General features: G+C 64.2%; 17 protein-coding genes. 9 read left to right on the forward strand and 8 right to left on the reverse strand.

Annotated elements, in window-relative coordinates:
* Window positions 1-2: 2 nt before the first annotated feature.
* The 6 genes from M1D97_RS01950 to M1D97_RS01975 form a co-directional block, all read right to left on the reverse strand.
* Window positions 3-1,310, reverse strand: coding sequence for a TRAP transporter large permease (locus M1D97_RS01950; RefSeq protein WP_456269064.1), 1,308 nt, complete (start codon window positions 1,308-1,310; stop codon window positions 3-5).
* Complete coding sequence (locus tag M1D97_RS01955; RefSeq protein WP_456269065.1) at window positions 1,307-1,900, reverse strand: TRAP transporter small permease; 594 nt, start codon at window positions 1,898-1,900, stop codon at window positions 1,307-1,309. The genes M1D97_RS01950 and M1D97_RS01955 overlap by 4 nt, the downstream gene beginning before the upstream one ends.
* An 11-nt stretch (window positions 1,901-1,911) precedes the next feature.
* A complete protein-coding gene (locus tag M1D97_RS01960) occupies window positions 1,912-2,913 on the reverse strand; it encodes a TRAP transporter substrate-binding protein (protein WP_456269066.1) in 1,002 nt (333 codons plus the stop codon).
* Complete coding sequence (locus M1D97_RS01965; protein ID WP_456269067.1) at window positions 2,910-3,953, reverse strand: LacI family DNA-binding transcriptional regulator; 1,044 nt, start codon at window positions 3,951-3,953, stop codon at window positions 2,910-2,912. Before M1D97_RS01965 ends, M1D97_RS01960 begins: the two co-directional genes overlap by 4 nt.
* 241 nt (window positions 3,954-4,194) lie before the next feature.
* A complete protein-coding gene (locus M1D97_RS01970; protein WP_456269068.1) occupies window positions 4,195-4,377 on the reverse strand; it encodes a sugar transferase in 183 nt (60 codons plus the stop codon).
* Window positions 4,289-5,482, reverse strand: a complete 1,194-nt coding sequence (locus M1D97_RS01975; RefSeq protein WP_456269069.1) for a sugar transferase — start codon at window positions 5,480-5,482, stop codon at window positions 4,289-4,291. Before M1D97_RS01975 ends, M1D97_RS01970 begins: the two co-directional genes overlap by 89 nt.
* Window positions 5,483-6,131: 649 nt before the next feature.
* Here M1D97_RS01975 and M1D97_RS01980 point away from each other — a divergent pair.
* Window positions 6,132-6,287, forward strand: a complete 156-nt coding sequence (locus tag M1D97_RS01980; protein ID WP_456269070.1) for a hypothetical protein — start codon at window positions 6,132-6,134, stop codon at window positions 6,285-6,287.
* A gap of 84 nt (window positions 6,288-6,371) precedes the next feature.
* Here M1D97_RS01980 and M1D97_RS01985 read toward each other — a convergent pair whose 3' ends face one another.
* Entirely contained in the window at window positions 6,372-7,121 is a 750-nt protein-coding gene (locus M1D97_RS01985) for an alpha/beta hydrolase (RefSeq protein ID WP_456269071.1), read from the reverse strand.
* A 144-nt stretch (window positions 7,122-7,265) separates the two neighbouring features.
* Window positions 7,266-8,288 carry a LysR family transcriptional regulator gene (locus M1D97_RS01990; RefSeq protein WP_456269072.1) on the reverse strand — a complete coding sequence of 341 codons (1,023 nt, stop codon included), beginning with the start codon at window positions 8,286-8,288 and terminating at the stop codon, window positions 7,266-7,268.
* A 254-nt stretch (window positions 8,289-8,542) separates the two neighbouring features.
* Here M1D97_RS01990 and rhmD point away from each other — a divergent pair, with 254 nt between their 5' ends.
* The 8 genes from rhmD to M1D97_RS02030 all read left to right on the forward strand — a co-directional run bounded on the left by rhmD (window position 8,543) and on the right by M1D97_RS02030 (window position 17,961).
* Complete coding sequence (rhmD, locus tag M1D97_RS01995; protein ID WP_456269073.1) at window positions 8,543-9,727, forward strand: L-rhamnonate dehydratase; 1,185 nt, start codon at window positions 8,543-8,545, stop codon at window positions 9,725-9,727.
* 91 nt (window positions 9,728-9,818) lie between these two features.
* The gene (locus M1D97_RS02000; RefSeq protein WP_456269074.1) at window positions 9,819-11,174 is read left to right on the forward strand and encodes a GntP family permease; all 1,356 of its coding nucleotides are present in this window, start codon (window positions 9,819-9,821) and stop codon (window positions 11,172-11,174) included.
* 55 nt (window positions 11,175-11,229) lie between these two features.
* Window positions 11,230-11,565 carry an L-rhamnose mutarotase gene (locus M1D97_RS02005; protein ID WP_456269075.1) on the forward strand — a complete coding sequence of 112 codons (336 nt, stop codon included), beginning with the start codon at window positions 11,230-11,232 and terminating at the stop codon, window positions 11,563-11,565.
* Window positions 11,556-12,443, forward strand: coding sequence for an amidohydrolase family protein (locus tag M1D97_RS02010; protein WP_456269076.1), 888 nt, complete (start codon window positions 11,556-11,558; stop codon window positions 12,441-12,443). Before M1D97_RS02005 ends, M1D97_RS02010 begins: the two co-directional genes overlap by 10 nt.
* Before the next feature lie 24 nt (window positions 12,444-12,467).
* Window positions 12,468-13,706 carry an MFS transporter gene (locus M1D97_RS02015; protein WP_456269077.1) on the forward strand — a complete coding sequence of 413 codons (1,239 nt, stop codon included), beginning with the start codon at window positions 12,468-12,470 and terminating at the stop codon, window positions 13,704-13,706.
* Window positions 13,707-13,741: 35 nt separating this feature from the next.
* Entirely contained in the window at window positions 13,742-16,366 is a 2,625-nt protein-coding gene (locus tag M1D97_RS02020) for a family 78 glycoside hydrolase catalytic domain (RefSeq protein ID WP_456269078.1), read from the forward strand.
* Complete coding sequence (locus tag M1D97_RS02025) at window positions 16,363-17,151, forward strand: SDR family NAD(P)-dependent oxidoreductase (protein WP_456269079.1); 789 nt, start codon at window positions 16,363-16,365, stop codon at window positions 17,149-17,151. The genes M1D97_RS02020 and M1D97_RS02025 overlap by 4 nt, the downstream gene beginning before the upstream one ends.
* 12 nt (window positions 17,152-17,163) lie before the next feature.
* A complete protein-coding gene (locus M1D97_RS02030) occupies window positions 17,164-17,961 on the forward strand; it encodes an HpcH/HpaI aldolase family protein (RefSeq protein WP_456269080.1) in 798 nt (265 codons plus the stop codon).
* Window positions 17,962-17,987: the final 26 nt, after the last annotated feature.

Genomic DNA, 17,987 nt, shown 5'->3' on the forward strand with positions numbered 1-17,987 from the left:
TCTCAGCCGCTGTCGGGGCCGAAGGTCTGCGGCAGATAGAGGATCAGGTCGGGAAAGACGATCAACAGCGCAATCACGCCCAGCATCACCAGCAGATAGAGCATGGTGGTGCCCAGCGCCTGCAGCAGCGGAATGCCGCCGATACGCGCCGAGATCATCAGACACAGTCCGTAGGGTGGCGTGATCAGCCCCAGGCCCAGTGCCATGACGCTGATCACGCCGAACTGCAGCGGATCGATCCCGGCCTGGGCGGCCAGCGGCTGAAAGATGGGCGCCAGAATCGCCATCGCCGGCAGCGAGTCCATGAAGGTGCCCACCAGCAGCATGACGCCGGCGATCACGATCAGAAGCACCGTCGGGTCGGTAATCTCCACCCCCACCATCAGCTGCGGCGGAATGCGATAGAAACTGATCAGATAGCCAAGGATCGCCGCGCCCACCAGACTGAACAGCGACAGCGAGCAGAGCCGGACGGTGTCGGTCGAGGCGTCCAGCACGCTTTTGAAACTCAGCTCGCGATAGACCACAAAGCCCAGCACCAGCGCATAGAGCACCGCCATCACAGCGGCTTCGGTCGGCGTCATGATGCCCAGCGTGATGCCGCCGATGATCAGCACCGGAATGCCGGCGGCCAGCAGGCCGTCCTTGCCGGAGTGCAGGATCTCCTTGAACGTGGCGCGCGGGCGGCGGGGCACGTCATAGCGGCGCACATAGCCCAGATTCATCAGAAGCTGGGTGATGGCGATCAGAATGCCCGGGATGATACCGCCCAGAAACAGCCCGGCGATCGAGGTGCTGGTCAGCGCGCCCCAGACGATCATGTTGATCGACGGCGGGATGATGATGCCCATCACCGAGGAGGCCGCGGTCACCGCCACGCTGAAGTGCGCCGGATAGCCCTGCTTTTTCATCGCCGGAATCAGCACCGTGCCGATACCGGCGCTGTCGGCGGTGGAAGAGCCCGACACGCCGGCAAACAGCATGCTGACCAGCACGTTGACGTGCGCCAGCGCCCCTTTCACGTGGCCGACCAGATTGAGACACAGCGTGATCAACCGGTCGGTAATGCGCGCGGCGTTCATCAGGTTGCCGGCCAGCAGAAACAGCGGCACGGCCAGCAACACAAAGGAGTCCATGCCGTAGTACATGCGCTGGAACAGGATCCACGGCGTCAGCCGCGGGTCGAGCACGATCACGCTGAAGGACGTCAGCACCAGCGCCATGGCAATGGGCACGCCCAGCACGATCAGCACGCCCAGCAGCACGAACAAAAGCCACGGCAGCAGAAACAGCAGATCACCCGTCATCATGAGCGTTGCTCCTGTGGGTCGTTCGGGGCGGTGGGCGTATTGATGTCGGTGGTGGGCGGCGCGGTGTCGTCGATCTCCGAGGGGGTATCAAGCTCGCGCTCCATGGCCTCCAGCCCCCGGGTGGCGCCAAGCAGCAGCCGCTGCAGGCTGAACAGCACGATCAGCACGCCGCAGACCAGAAACGCCGAGTAGGTCACCACCATCGGCAGCTGTGAGGCGCTGGCGATGCGGTTGAAGCCGGAGACGGCAAAGGCCTGGCCGAAGACGATGAAGATCACGCCCACGCTCAGACAGGCCAGATCGCGCAGCGTCCGGGTCAAGCGCCCCATGACACTTTTCCGCGCAAAGGCCTCGAGCACGAAGTGGTCGGCGTGCAGCACGCCGATTGCCGTGCCCAGCAGGATCATCCACTGAAAGGCGAAGCGGCTGAGCTCCTCGGTGGCGTAGACCGTGGGCAGCATGCCCAGGTTGCGGCTGGCAATCTGATAAAGGATCAGAAGGATAAAGCCGGCCAGCAGCACCAGCAGCACGACGTTGAGTGCTCGTTCAAGGGCGCGGTTGAATCGGCCCAGGGCCGCGATGATGCCCATGGCACGTCTCCTCAGTCGGTGTTGATGATCAGGTTGTAAAGATCGCGCAGGTCCATGTCGTCGATCACCTCACCCAGCGGATCGGCCACCATCGCCTGCATGCGCTTGCGATCCAGCGGGTAGAAGGTGGCGCCTTCTTCCCGGAGAGCGTCGCGGGACTTTTGGTCCAGCCGGATCTGCAGGTCGCGGGCATACTGCTCGCTCTCATCGGCGGCGGCCTGCACCTCGCGCTGCTGCTCGGGGGACAGCGAGTCCCAGGTCCGGGACGAGACGGTCAGCAGTCGCACGGTAATGTCGTGCTCGGACAGGCCAATGTGCGGCGCCACTTCGTGAAAGCGCATGCGATGAATCCACTCCGCCTCGTTGAGCAGCCCGTCGATGGCGCCGAGCTGCAGCCCGGTGTAGATCTCCTGATACGCCATGACCGTGGGCCGGGTGCCCAGCGCTTCCCAGGCGGTCACGACCGGCCGGGTCGGGTTGGTGCGCAGCTTCATGCCCTTCAGATCATCCAGACTTTCCAGCGGCCGGGTGCTGACGATCTGGCGGGTGCTGCCGCCGTAGTAGGCCAGCACCTTCACCCCGGTCTCGTCCTCGATGCGCCGGGCGATCTCGCGGCCGGCCTCGCCGTCGAGCACGTGCTGCCAGTGGTCGATGTCGCGGTAGAGAAACGGGATCGAGAAGATGCTGGCGGTGTGGGAGAACTCCGAAATCAGCCCCGGATTGACGATCGAGAAATCCAGCGCCCCGGCGGTCTGCTGCTCGAACATCTCGGTTTCGTGACCCAGCACCGAGTTGCTGTAGAGGCTGATGCTCAGCTCACCGTCGCTCTTGTCCTGTAGAAGTTCACCAAAACGCTCGGCGCTGGCGTGGTAGGCCGTCTTTTCGGTGGCGCCGTGACCGAAGATCAGCTCACGCGCGCCGGCCGTGGCGGGGGCCAGCACCGCCAGGGCCAGAGAGGCGATGGCCGCCAGCAGTGCGATGCGGCGGCGCGGGGAAAACGGACAGGACATCATGGCAACTCCCGTGAATGGTCGGGCGCGGGATCGGTGCTGGCGCGGGCCCTGAGCGAGGTGTCCAGAACGAGGCGCTGCGGCGCGCCATCAGCGGCCTTGAGACAGTCGAGTGCCAGCCCGGCGGCCGTTTGGCCGATGGCGTAAGGGTGGGTCGCGAGGCTGCTGAGTGACGGCTCGCTCAGTGCGGCCTCGTCGCTGTCGTCAATGCCGATCACGGCGCAGTCGATACCGGGCGTCAGGTCCCGACGGTGCAGGGCCAGCAGCGCGCCCAGTGCCATCAGGTCGTTGTGACAGATCAGCGCCGTGGGCGGCGTGGGCGCCTCCAGGATCCCGAGGGTGCGCTCGAGCCCCGCGCGGCGGGTCAGCTCATTGCCACCGGTGCGAATGTCGGGTTCGAGACCGGCGGCCTGCATGGCCTCCTGATAGCCCGTCATGCGCTCGCGGTCGGCGGAGCTGTGGCCCGGGCCGGTCAGCAGGGCGATGCGCGTATGGCCCTGCTCGGCCAGATGGGTCACGGCGCGAATCATGCCGGCGCGAATGTCGGCGCCGACATAGTGGCCGCGGGGCGACTCGCCGACGTGGCGCATCACTTCAATGCAGGGCAGGCCCCAGCGCTCAATGGTATCGAGCAGGGTCTCCGGGGTGTTCTCGGCCGGGCAGAGCAGCAGGGCATCAATGCGCTGCTCGTGCAGCCGGGTGATCAAACGCGACTGACGCGTTGGATCGTCGCCGCTGCTGACCAGAAAGGGGACGTAGTCGGCGGTCTGCAGGGTGTCATCGATGCCGGCCACCATGGCGCCAAAGAAGGGGTTGGCGATGTCATGGATCACCACGCCGATGGTGTGGGTGCGGGCGCTGCGGAGCGTGGCTGCGCCGCGATTGTAGATATAGCCCAGCGTCTCGACGGCGGCCATCACGCGCTCGCGGGTACTTCTGGCTACCAGCGGGCTCTCCTGCAGTACCAGCGACACGGTCGAGCGCGATACCCCGGCGTGGGCGGCCAGGTCCCTGAGCGTGACGGATTTCCCGGAATGGGGCATGTCGATGTCCTGTCGAATCAGCGTTTTGGATCGATCCAAATGCGTTCGACAGGCTAGCGCTGTCCCGTGGGCCGCGCCTATTGCGCTTTAGTGCTACGACCCGGGTCCAGGAGAGGGTGGGGGGCGAGGAAAGCGCGCTCGGACAGTGCCGTCGGGCCGTCCGAAATGCCGCGAGGCTCATGCCGAAGGGCCCGCCAGTGGCGGGCCCTTTTCTCATGTCCTCAGGCGTCTGCCGTGTCGATCAGCGCGCGCCGGAGCCGGTAAAGATGGTGCGAATGGTGCGAATGACGACCAGCAGGTCCATCCAGAACGAGAAGTTGCGGATGTAGTAGAAGTCATACTCGAGCTTGGTGCGCGAGCCCTCGACTTCCGAGGCGTAGCCCTGCTCGACCTGGGCCCAGCCCGAGATGCCGGGTCGAACCACGTGGCGGTAGCGAAAAAAACGGGATGTCGCGCTCATAGGCTTCGGTCAGCGACGGCGTCTCGGGGCGCGGGCCGATCAGGCTCATCTCGCCCTTGAGCACGTTGAACAGCTGCGGCAGCTCATCAATGCGATACTTGCGCAGATACCTGCCGACCTTCGTGATGCGCGGGTCATCGCCTTCCTGGGTGGGGCGCGCATCGCCGGGGTTTACGTACATGCTGCGCATCTTGTAGACGTCAAACTCCTCGCCCTGAAAGCCCGAGCGTCGCTGGCGGAACAGGATCGGGCCCGGGTCGTCGCGTTTGATCAAGATCGCCGCCACGCCCATGATCGGCAGCGCCACCGGCAGCATCAAAAGCGCTGCAAACATGTCGGCCAGTCGCTTGAAGAGCTCATAGCTGGTTTTGGGCATCAGCGAGCCGTAGCGATTGGCGTGAATCTGATCGAGTCCGATGCGGCCGGTACTGGCTTCACCGAAGCGACGCGCGTCATGTACCGGAATGCGCTTGATGGTGCAGTCGGCCAGAAATCGCTGCCACTCGTCGCTCAGGTCGCAGGAGAGATCCACGATCACGCCGTCGACGCGAAGATTGGCCAGATCCGGCTCCGACAGCCAGCGCTGGTCGATGTCCTGATGGCTGAACCACTCCTCGATGTTGCCCAGCGGCACCAGGGCCATCTTGCGGCGACGGTAGCGCCGGGTGGCCCGATAACCGACCCAGCCGCACAGCAGCGCGAGCCCACCGGACATCAGAAGCTGTAACGGATGAAAGGGGATGGCCATCAGCTCCAGCACGGCCATCATCAGCATATAGACGGCCGTGACCACGACAATGACATACATGCAGGGCTCGGTCCCCGGGTGGCGGGAGAGCTGATGCACGGCACGAAAGCTCACCATCCAGGCGATGGCGCTGGCCAGTACCGTGGTATTGATGGCGATGGCACCCAGGGCCGACGCGGACCACTCCCGATCCCACAGTGCCGGCAGCAGGGAGGTCAGCGTCAGCCCGAGAAGATAGTGGACCCGAAAGCTCAAGAGAATGCGCTCATACCACAGTGAGTGCCGGTGATTGCCTCGTACCGGTCGTGTTGTCATTTCCATGACCTGTCCCTGAATGAGAATCTTTGTTGACGGGTAACAATCCTTCAAAAAAATCAAACGGCTGCAGGCCGACAGCAGGGCCGGTGCAGACAGTGAGATCTTATCCAAACATGGGGAGTAATATCGTTTTATTTGGCAGGATTATCTATGCAATATTGTGCATCGATAAATATGATGGAAGCGCAGTTTATTGATGTGATTAAAACACGTCGTGACATTAGATATTATCGAATTAATGGAATGTATCGCATGGTTTTTTCAGGGGTGACGAGCGCCAAAAAAGCCATGCCGTTGACTGTCAGTCTTTCCCTCTCGCCCCTCACAGGGGCTCCGGAGACCGTCATGGCGGTGCTCATGGAGGCCCGTAGAACGCTTACATTTCATTACGCCAGATAGACCTTTGGGTAATCTCGCTGACGGCGGATGTCAGGCATGATGATTGTGTCGGTTGTATGACGAGCGTCAGAAAATTCGACAACATTGATTATTTTTTCAGGTGTCGAAAGGCTGATTCGCAAAATGGTTTTCTGCGATCGCCGGACATGAGAATAACAATAGAGTTGTTCGGTCCATCATATTAAAAAGAACCACAAAATAGTGGTCCGGCTCTCATCCAATCTCGTGATTATCGCGACCAGGGAGTAACGCTATGGGAATTCTGATTGCTTATCTTGCGGTAACAGCACTGGCTGTTGTTGCCATCTTTGCCGCCATGGGCGTGTCGGCAAACAGCGGTCACTTCATGGAGGTCGTGGAAGAGACGCCGGCAGGCGAGGACAATACCCTGCGTCATGGCTACTCATGAGCCTTTTCGAACAGGCTGTCCTGATGCCTCCGACACCCGGCCATGCGCCGGGTGTCGTGCTGTTGGGGCGGGGGAGCGGGTCTGTCACGGAGTGGTGGATGGCGTGATCGGCAGCCATTTGAGCACGCGCTGAATCTGGCGATCCCAGTAGCGCCACTGATGATCCCCCGGGCCGTCATGCCAGGTCAGCTGCAGCGCACTCTCCTGTGCCGCCTCTTTAAAGCGCAGGTTGTCGGCATACAGGAAGTCTTCCCGCCCGCACCACTGAAACAGCGCCGGCTGATGCGTCTGCGGCGTGTGATAGCGCGTGAGCAGCGCAAAAAGATCATCGTCCGTGCCGGCCGGTGATCGATCAAAGATCAGCGGGTACTCCGGTGGCGGGGTTTCGCGCTGTCCTACCGCCACGATATCCAGCGACCCTGACAGGCTGGCCGCCGCCGCAAAGCGCTCCGGCTCGCGCAGGGCCCACTTGAAGGCGCCATAGCCGCCCATCGACAGCCCGGCCACGAACGTCTCCTCCCGGCGCGTCGAGATGGGAAACAGCCGCTCGCTGATGAGGGGCAGCTCCTCGCTCAAAAACCGGTACCAGTCCGGACCAAACGCCATGTCGGTGTAATAGCTTCGCCCCACCTGCGGCATGATCACGGCAATGCCGTACTGTTCGGCGTAACGCTCGATGGCACTGAAGCGCTGCCAGGCGCTATCATCGTCGGACAGGCCGTGCAGCAGATACAGCACCGGCGATGGCGCGCTGGCATGTTCGGGCACGATGGCGTTGAGAGACAGCGTCACCTCGAGAATCCGCGAGGCGAAGCGACAGGTCAGCTGTGCCATGAGGGTCTCCGGCAGTCGTTGGAAAGAACAGGCGGTGCCTGTCCTTTGACACCGTCCGCCCTTCAGCGTGCGATACTGGCCACAGGCTGTCACCCCGGCCTTCCGCGCCACCGGCACGATTTCACTTCAGCGAGATCACGAGCGCTACAGCGTCTGCGGCGCTTTCTGTCGGTCACCAGGGGTAATGAGTTGCGAATGGGACCGGTCCGGTGCCAGCGTCGACCGATCCCGACGGGCCGCGATCGAACGCAGGATGGCGCAGAGCTGCTGCATCGGCTCGCTCAACGGCTCTTCCCGGCGGGTCATGATGCCGTAGGGGGGCAGCGTCTTGCCCAGTGATAGCGGCAGGGCGATCACCATGCCCATCTGCAGATAATCCCGCAGGACCGACTCGGCCAGCACCAGAATGCTGTCACTGCGTCTGACCAGCTGCAGGGCAGCGAAAATCGAGCCGCATTCGATGATATCCCGCGGTGACATCAAACCGGCAAGCTCAAACTCCTTTTCCAGTACCTGGCGCGCCGGACTCTCGATCGGCTGCAGGATCCAGGGCCACTGCTCCAGCGTCTCCGGCAGCGACAGCTCGCGCGCATCGGTCAAGGGGTGCCCGCGGCGCACCACGGCCAGCATGCGCTCGTTACCCAGCGGCTCGAAATCGAACAGATTGTGCTGCAGGGCCGTCACATGGCGAGCGATGGCCATGTCGATGCGGTTGTGCATCAAAAGCTCGACCAGCTGATCGCTGGTCTCTCCCAGCAGCCGCACCTGCAACAGCGGGCGCTGACGCTTGATCTCGGTCACGGCTTCCGCCACCAGATCCGGCGCGGCGCCCATGATGGCCCCGATCGCCAGCTGCCCCTGATCGCCCAGCTGATGACGCTGCAGCGAGGTCGCGCAGCGATCCAGCCGGTTGAGCGCGCCGTGGGCAAACTCGATCAGCACTTCACCGGTGCTGGTGGGTTGAACGCCCCGTGAGGTGCGCTCGAACAATGCGCAGCCAAACATGCCCTCGATATCGCGCAGCATGCGCGTGGCGGCCGGCTGTGACATGTTCAGAATTTCTGCCACCCGATGCAGATTGCGCTGCTCGTCCAGCAGGGCAATCAGACGCAGATGCTTGTAGCGCAACCGATTAAGCAGCGCAGCCTGCCTGTGAACATCCGACACGTGGGCATCTCCAGGGTTATCGTCACCTACAGCGTATTGATAACGCAGGCGCATGGCAGCCAACGGCCATAAGACATTGGTCCAGGCGAGGCACGCTTCTTTTGCCCGTCAAAACGCAGGGTTAGCGCTGTGAGGCGTCTCGTGGCACGTGATAACAACAGGGTATCGGTTGCGCCGTAGCCTGCATTAGTCATCCCTTTTGTTTCCCGGTATTCCTTTTTGAACTCTGATTCGGACCGCAAAAGGGAAATGCCATGTCGATGCCCACCATCCAGCAGATACGTGCCTATACCGTCCGTGGCGGCGGGGCCGACTATCACGACCAGGGCGAAGGGCACTGGATCGACAGCCAGATCTCGACGCCCATGAGCAAGTATCCCGACTACCGCATGACCCGGCGCAGCTTCGGGCTCAACGTGCTGGGCACGCTGGTGGTCGAAGTGGAGGCCAGTGACGGCACGGTAGGCTTTGCGGTGACCACGGCCGGCGAGATCGGCGCCTTTATCGTCGAAAAGCATCTGGCCCGGTTCGTCGAAGGCCAGCGTGTGACCGATATCGAAAAAATCTGGGACCAGATGTTTCACGCCACGCTGTTCTACGGTCGCAAGGGGGTGGTGCTCAATACCATTTCCGGCGTCGATCTGGCGCTCTGGGATCTGCTCGGCAAGATTCGTGACGAGCCGGTGCATGCCCTGCTGGGCGGGCCGGTGCGCGATGAGCTGCAGTTTTACGCCACCGGTGCGCGCCCGGATCTGGCGCAGAAGATGGGCTTTATCGGCGGCAAGATGCCCCTGAAACATGGCCCGGCCGAGGGTGATGCAGGGCTTGAAAACAATATTGCCCAGCTGGCCGAAATGCGCGACAGCGTCGGACCGGACTTCTGGCTGATGTTCGACTGCTGGATGAGCCTGGATCTCGACTACGCCACCCGGCTGGCGCAGCGCGGGCGAGAGCACGGCCTCAAGTGGATCGAGGAGGCGCTGCCGCCGGATGACTACTGGGGCTATGCCGATCTCAAAAAGCGTGTGCCGCCCGGCATGCTGGTCACCACAGGCGAACACGAAGCCACCCGCTGGGGCTTTCGCATGCTGCTGGAGATGGGCTGCTGCGACATCATTCAGCCCGATGTGGGCTGGTGCGGCGGCGTCACCGAGCTTTTGAAGATCTCGGCGCTGGCGGATGCCCACAACACCCTGGTCGTGCCGCACGGCTCCTCGGTCTACAGCTACCACTTCGTGGTGACCCGTACCAACAGTCCCTTCTCCGAATTTTTGATGATGGCCCCGCAGGCCGACGAGGTAGTGCCGATGTTCAACCCGCTGCTGCTGGATGAGCCGGTACCGGAAAACGGCCGCATGCGGGCCTCGAGCCTTGATGCACCGGGCTTTGGCGTGCGCCTCAATCCGGACAGCGATCTGGCCCGACCCTATACCCACTGACCACGAGCGCCGCGGCACCCTTGATGGTGCCGTGGCGAGGCGATCGACAGCGACAACCACAACAGGTCGACAGCGTCACGGGAGGGGGTTCATGGAAATACTGCATCTGGCAGTCACGATCGGTCTGATCCTGCTGCTGATTCTCTATCTCAAGCTCAATCCGGCGATCAGCCTGATCCTGGGGTGTCTCTATCTGGGTCTCACCATGGGGCTGGGCATGACCACGACCGTTGAGGCCGTCGGCGATGGTTTCGGCAATATCATGGCGGCCATCGGGTTGCCCATCGGCTTTGGGGTCATCATTGGCCAGCTGATGAGCGACTCCCGCATGGCGCATCAGATCGCCCACACCATGGTCAAAAGCGCGCCGCGCGGCGCCGGGCTCTATGCGCTGGGGTTGACCGGCTTTCTGCTGTCGATTCCGGTGTTTTTCGATGTCACCTTCGTGATCCTGATTCCGCTGGGCATTGCACTGGCCAGAACGCTCGGCAAACCGCTGCCCTACGCCATCGGCGCGCTGGTCATCGGTGCGGCCACCTCGCACACCATTGTGCCGCCGACCCCCAATCCGCTGGCGGCCGCCTCGATCCTGAATTTCGACATCGGGCTGATGACGCTGGCCGGGCTGGGCGTGGGGCTGATCACGGCGCTGGTGGTGATGAAGCTCTACTTTCTGGTGCTCGATATGGGGCTCTGGAACGCCGCGAAGGACGAGCTGCATCTCGACAGCCGTCAGCCGGCACCGGAAGAGGAGATTGAACTGCCGAATCTGCCGCTGTGGCAGGCGCTGCTGCCCATTGGTCTGCCGATTGCGCTGATTCTCTCCGGCACGCTCTACGACTACGCCCAGCAGACCGGCATGGTTGGCGGTGACGGCCTCCCGCCCTTCGTGGCCTTTATCAGCGACCGCATCGTGGCGCTGCTGGCCGGCGCGCTGGCCGCCTACGCCGTTGCCGGGCGTCTCATGAATCGCGACGCGTGTGACCGCTCGGCATCACAGGGCCTGCAGACCGCCGGGCTGGTGCTGCTGGTCACCGGCGCCGGCGGCTCGCTGGGTAGCGTCATTGAGGAGACCGGTATCGGCCGGTCGCTGGTGGACAGCCTGTTTCAGGAGACCGGATCACCGCTGGCGATGGTTCTTTTGACCTACGCGCTGGCGCTGGTGTTCCGGGTCGCGCAGGGCTCCGGCACCGTGGCGGGCATCACCGCCATGACCATCATGGCCGGTGCCGCCTCCACCGGCGTGGTCGATCCGCTCTGGATCGCGCTGGCGGCCCTGTCGGGCGGCATCAGCATCGGCCATGTCAACGACAGCGGCTTCTGGATCACCACCCAGCTCTCGGGCTTTAGCGTGCGCGGCGGTTTCAAGACCTACACCCTGGCCGAGCTGATGGTGTCGCTGACCATCCTGTCGCTGACCCTGGTGGGAGCGTTGATATGGCCGTGATGCCCCCGACCAGCATACCCGCACGTCGTCCACCCCGACGATCAGGAGGGCCGACATGATCGTTCGCGCCTTTCGCATGACGCTCAATCCCGGCTGTGAGGCCGAGTACAAAAAACGCCATGACGAGATCCGGCCGGAGCTGACCGATGCCCTGCTTGATGCCGGCATCCGGGAGTACCGCATCTTCCTGGACCCGGCATCACATCATCTGTTCGCCATCATGTGGCTGAGTGATGACCATCATGTTGATGCGTTACCGAAGCTTCCCGTCATGCAGTGCTGGTGGGCCCATATGGCCGATCTCATGGCGACACACAACAGCAATGCCCCGGTCGAGATCGCCCTCGACGAGATGTTTTCGCTGACAGCAGGAGAGACGCCATGCAGGTAATCGACCCTCACGTGCACTTCTGGCAGATCGCCACCGGCAATCAGCCTTGGCTGGCGAAACCGGTGCCCAATCTGCTGGGCGACTACACCCCAATGGCGCGGGATTACGGTCCTGCCGATCTGCGCGGTGAAAGCGAGGCCGTCGAGCTGCTCGGTGCGGTGCACATCGAGGCCGATGCCGTCGATCCGGTCGAGGAGACCCGCTGGCTGGCCGGGCTCGACGACGACGGTTCACCGGCGCTGCCCTCGGCGCTGGTGGTGGGTGCCGACCTGTCACGACCGGATGCCGCCGACATTCTGGCGCGTCAGCTCGAGCTGAGCGACCGGGTGCGCGGCGTACGCCAGATCCTTAACGTCCATTCGGACCCGCTGTTCGATTATGTCGGGCGCCACTACATGGACGAGCCGCTGTGGCAGGACAACTTCGCGCTGCTGGCCCGGCACGGTCTCTCCTTTGATCTGCAGCTCTACCCATCGCAGATGCCCCGTGCCGCGACGCTTGCCGATGAGCACCCCGAGACACTGTTCGTCATCAATCACGCCGGCATGTATGTCGACCGCCAGGGCGTGGCCGGCTGGCGCGCCTGGCGCGATGGCCTGCGCGCGCTGGCGGCGCGGCCCAACGTGGTCATCAAGCTCTCGGGCTTTGGCATGCTCGACCACCGCTGGACGGTGGGAAGTGTGCGCCCGCTGATTCTGGAAGCGATCGACGCCTTCGGAACCGAGCGCGCCATGTTCGCTTCCAACTTCCCGGTCGATGGCCTGTACGCCCGCTACGACGATCTCTGGCACGCCTGGGCCGAGGTGGTTGCTGACGCATCAGACGAAGAAAAGGCAGCGCTGTTCATGGATAACGCCCGACGGCTTTATCGCCTCTAACCGGTGGATCGGCAGGAGACAGGCATGAGTACACAAACAGGTACAACAAAAAGGGTCGTCTGGGCGACCACCATTCTGGCCGGCATGGCCTCCTATCTGGATGCGGCGGCCATCGTGGGGACCGGCCTTGCACTGGTGCTCTTTCGGGAAGGGTTTGCGCTGAGCAGTGGTGATATCGGCCTGCTGTCGAGCCTTTTGACCATTGGAATCGCCATCGGGGCGGGCTGTGGCGGCAACCTGGGGGATCGCTTCGGCCGCAAGCGGGTCTTCATGCTGACGATGATGCTGTTTCTGGTGGGGTTGATCATTGCCGTGTTCGCTCCGAGCAAGACATGGCTTTTCGTGGCGCTGCCGCTGATCGGGCTGGCGGCCGGGGCGGACCTGCCGGTATCGCTGGCGATGATCGCCGAGGTTGTCCCGGAAAAAAGAGTCGGCAAGATGATCACCTTCACCCACGTGCTCTGGATGCTGGGCATCATGGCCGCCAATGTGATCGGCATCATCGTTGGCGACATGGGAGAGACCGGCGCTCGTATCATCTATGGCCATCTGGCCGTGATTACGCTGACAGTGCTGGTGCTGCGCTCCTTTTTACCCGAGTCGACAAAATGGCAGGCGCTGCATGAGCGCAGCCAGCAGGTGGAAGGACCACGCGTCCATCTGGGCTCGCTCAAGGCCCTGGTGCAAAACGCCTATCTGGCGCCGCTGATCGCGGTCAGCCTCTTCTATGCGCTGGTCAACATCCCGGCCAATACCATGGGCCAGTTCAGCAGCTATCTGTTTGTTGAAGCCGCCGGTACCAGCGTTTCCGTGGCCTCGACGGTGGGCCTGCTGACGGCCTTTCTCTCCCTGGCCGCCACCTTCACCCTGATGCGGCTGGTGGATACCACCCATCGACGCCTCGTCTTCGTGGTAGGCCTTTGCGCCTCACTGAGTGCCTTCATGATTCCGATCCTGCTGGGCGCCGGGCTGGTCACGCTGGTGGCCATGTCGGTGCTGTACGCCGTTGGGGGTGTGATCGCGGGTGAGCCGATGTTCAAGGTCTGGGCGCAGGAGCTTTTTCCCACCGAATACCGCGCCAGTGCCCAGGGAATCGCCATCTCTTTTACCCGCGTCGTGGCAGCAGCCACGGCCAGCGTGACGCCGCTCATTGTCGCCTATAGCGATACGCTGATCTTTGTCCTGGCGTTCGGTGCGATGCTGACTGCCGGCGCCATCGGGCTGCTGTGGATTTCGCGCTTCGAAAAGGTGCGCGCACGCTAGCGTGCCTGAATTGTCATCACTACAGGGAAGCTGTCATGTCATCAGACAATATCCATGTTCACGAGCTGCGCGCGGAGCTTTTGACGCGCGCCATCGGGATCGATCATGACCGACCGCGCCTGTCCTGGAAGGTCATGGCGCCGGCGGACTGGTCCCCGGCACGTCATGAGATCGCCATTACCCGTGACGGGAGCGTCGAGACCGTTTTCAGCGTGACCGACCATCATCTGGTGGCCTGGCCCGATGCGCCGCTGGCTCCGGGCGAGCGGGCCGAGGTGCGGGTGCGCGCCGGTGAGGCCGACGGCGGCTGGTCGCCGTGGAGTGCGCCGCTGGCGGTGGAGCGCGGCATCGAGCACCGTGACTGGCCGCGTCAGGCGGTCAGCGTGCCGTGGCCGGAGCCCGATCATGACCGTCAGCCGCCGCTCTTTCGCCGCGCCTTTGATGTGCCGCAGTCCATTGTACGGGCACGGCTCTACATCACCGCCCACGGCATGTTCGAACCGAGCTGTAACGGTCAGGCCGTGACCCGCGATGCCTTTCTGCCCGGCTGGTCCAGCTACGACCAGCGGCTGCGCTACTGGACGTATGACGTGACCGCACTGCTGGAGCGCGGGCGCAACGTGCTGGGCGTTCGCATGGCGGACGGCTGGTATCGGGGGCGGCTGGGTTTCAACGGCGGGGCGCAGGATCGCTACGGCCGCGAGCTGAGCCTGCTGGTGCGGTTGGACATCCTCACGTCGGACGGCCAGCGCCACATCATCGAGCCCGACAGTGACTGGCAGGTCGGCACCGGGGGCACGCTGATCTCGAGTCTGTATGACGGCGAGACCTTCGATGCCCGCGCCGAGCCCCGGGACTGGGACCGGGCCGATTTCGACGCTGCCGGCTGGCAGGCCGCCTGCCTGGTCGACTTCGATGTCGAGCGGCTGGAAGCCGCCCAGGGACCGGCGGTACGCGCGCAGCAGTGGCTGCCGCCGGTCAGGCGCGAGCGGCTCGCCCATGACCGGCTACTGCTCGACATGGGGCAGAACATGGTCGGGCGCGGCCGCATCACCTCCTCGGGGGCGCCGGGGGAGACGGTGACCCTGCGCCACGCCGAGGTCCTGCAGGGCGGTGAGCTCTACACCCGGCCGCTGCGTTTTGCGGCGGCCACCGACCACTATTGCCATGAGGGCAGCGGCCGCGAAGTCTGGGAGCCGCACTTTACCTATCACGGCTTTCGCTATGTCGAGGTGACGGCATCGCCCCGGACCTTGGATGACTTCGAATTCGAGGGCATCGTCTATTACTCCGACATGGCCCGCAGCGGCTGGTTTGCCTGCGCCGACCCGGCCATCAACCGGCTGCACGACAACGTGCTCTGGTCGCTCAGGGGCAACTTCTTCGATATTCCCACCGACTGCCCGCAGCGCGATGAGCGCCTTGGCTGGACCGGCGACATTCAGGTGTTCATGGCCACGGCCGCCTTTCTCTACGACTGTGCCGGCGTGATGCGCTCGTGGCTGCGCGATCTGATCGCCGACCAGCTCGAGGACGGCACCGTACCGCCCTATGTGCCCTATATCGAGACCACCGACACCTGGACGCCGATGGCGCCGCTGGCGGCCTGGGGCGATGCCGCGGTCATCGTACCCCATGCCCTGTGGTGGGCGACCGGCGATCGTCATTTTCTGGAGCAGCAGTGGGCCAGCGCCCGGGCCTGGGTCGATCTGATGGATCGGCGCGCCGGCGACAACCATCTGTGGCAGGGCGATACGCAGCTGGGCGACTGGCTGGACCCGTCGGCGCCGCCGGATGACCCGGCCGCCGCCATGACCGACCGCGAGCTGGTCGCCAGTGCCTGCTTCGCCCGCTGCGCCCGGGTGCTCTCCGAGATGGCCGAGGCGCTCGAGTATCGCGACGAGGCGACGCACTACAGCGGGCTGGCCGATGCGGTGGGCCGGGCGATTCTCGAGCACTACACCGACCCGGCCACCGGTCGGCTGCACCAGGAGTCACAGACCGGTTACGCCATGATCATCGCCTGGCGGCTCAGTGACGACGACGCGCTGCTGCATCGCATGGGCGACCGGCTGGCAGCGCTGGTCGCCGAGGGCGACTACCGCATCGCCACCGGCTTTGTCGGCACGCCCATTATCTCCCGGGCCTTGACCGATACCGGCCATTTCGACACCGCCATGCGACAGCTGCAGGAAACGCACTGCCCCTCCTGGCTCTATCCGGTGACGCAGGGTGCCACCACCATCTGGGAGCGCTGGGACAGCCTGATGCCCGACGGGCGCGTCAATCCGGGCGAGATGACCTCCTTCAACCACTATGCCCTCGGCGCCGTGGCGCAGTGGCTCCACGAGCAGCTGGCGGGACTGGCGCCGGCCTCGCCCGGCTATCGCGACATCCACTTTGCGCCGCAGATTCCGGCATCGCTGCCGTGGGCGGCGGCCGAGCATGAATCGCCGCACGGGCGGATTGCCATTCGCTGGACCCAGCAGCCGGACGCCGTGCTGTATGACCTGACCGTGCCCACCGGCTGCCGCGCCGAACTGACGCTGCCCGATGGACGCCGCCAGTCGCTGGCGGCCGGCCGTCATCACCTCTCCTTCGACCGCACCTCCGGCGCGCTGGACACACAACCCGGCGTGGAGGAGCCCACCCATTCATGATTCAGGAGACTGCCATGCTGCTGCAGGACAAGCGCGTTTTTGTCACCGGCGGGTCGAAGGGCATCGGCCGCGCCATCGCCCTCAAGTGCGCCGAGCAGGGCGCCTATGTGGCCATCAGCGCCGAGGATACGCCGGAGTCACGCGAGGCGCTCGCCGCCACGGCCAATGAGATCGCCGCCTTCGGCGTCCAATCGGCCTGGACGGCAGCCCCGGCGCAGGACCCGGCTACCGGCGAGCGACTTGTCGAGACGGCAGTGAATGCCTTCGGCGGGCTCGATGTGTTCATCAACAACGCCGGCATCTGTCCCTTTCACTCCTTTCTCGACATGCCGCGGGATACCTACCTCACAACGGTCGACGTCAATCTCAATGGCGCCTTCTTCGCCGTGCAGGCCGCCGCCAATCGGATGAAGGACCAGGGGGAGGGCGGCGCCATCATCGCGGTGAGCTCGATCTCGGCGCTGGTCGGCGGCGGCATGCAGACCCACTACACGCCCACCAAGGCCGGCGTACTGTCGCTGATGCAGTCCTGCGCCGTGGCGCTCGGCCCTTACGGCATTCGCTGCAACGCGCTGCTGCCCGGCACCATCGAAACCGACATCAACCGTGATGACCTCGCCGACCCGGACAAGCTCCGCCACATGGAAGATCGTACGCCGCTGGGCCGACTGGGCCGCCCCGAGGATATGGCCGGGCCGGCGGTCTTTCTCGCCTCCGACATGGCGGCCTACGTGACCGGGGCGTCGCTGCTGGTCGACGGCGGCATGTTCGTCAATCTGCAATAGGAGCGACCTTTCATGGAAATGCCGACCAATACCTTCAAACGCTCGCTGGATGGCACGACGCGCTACGGCTGCTGGGCCGGGCTGGGCACGGCCTGGGCGGTCGAGATTCTGGCCACCACCGGCTTTGACTGGCTGCTGATCGACGGTGAGCACGCGCCCAACCCGCTGCCGGCGGTGCTCGGTCAGCTGCAGGCGGTGGCGCCCTACGACAGCGCGCCGGTGGTGCGCGCCGTCAATCACGACCCGGCGCTGATCAAGCAGCTGCTGGATATCGGCGCCCAGACCCTGATGGTGCCGATGGTCGATACGCCCGAGCAGGCCGAGGCGCTGGTGCAGGCCACGCGCTACCCGCCGCACGGCATTCGCGGCGTGGGCGGCGGCCTGACCCGCGCCACCCGCTGGGACGCCATCCCCGACTACATCGACAACGCCCACCGCGAGCTCTGTCTGATCGTGCAGATCGAATCCCCCCGGGGGATCGACAACGTCGAGGCGATCGCCGCCGTGGACGGGGTCGACGCGCTCTTTGTCGGCCCGGCCGATCTCTCCACCGGGGCCGGCCACATCGGCAACCCCGGGCACCCGGACGTGCAGGCCATGATCCGTCGTGCGCTCGAGGCGGCCAAAGCCAACGGCAAGGCCGCCGGCATTCTCGCTCCTGCGGAAGCGGACGCCCGCGCCTACGCCGAGTGGGGCTTCGATTTTATCGCCGTGGGCATCGATATCAGCCTGCTGCGACAGGGCGCGCTCCAGACGCTGGCGCGCTATCGGGATGACCAGCGCGATTCAGGTACGTCTCGCACTTATTAAGGCGTCACGCTTCTCGACACGCATTG

The organism is Kushneria sp. AK178, assembly GCF_053903105.1.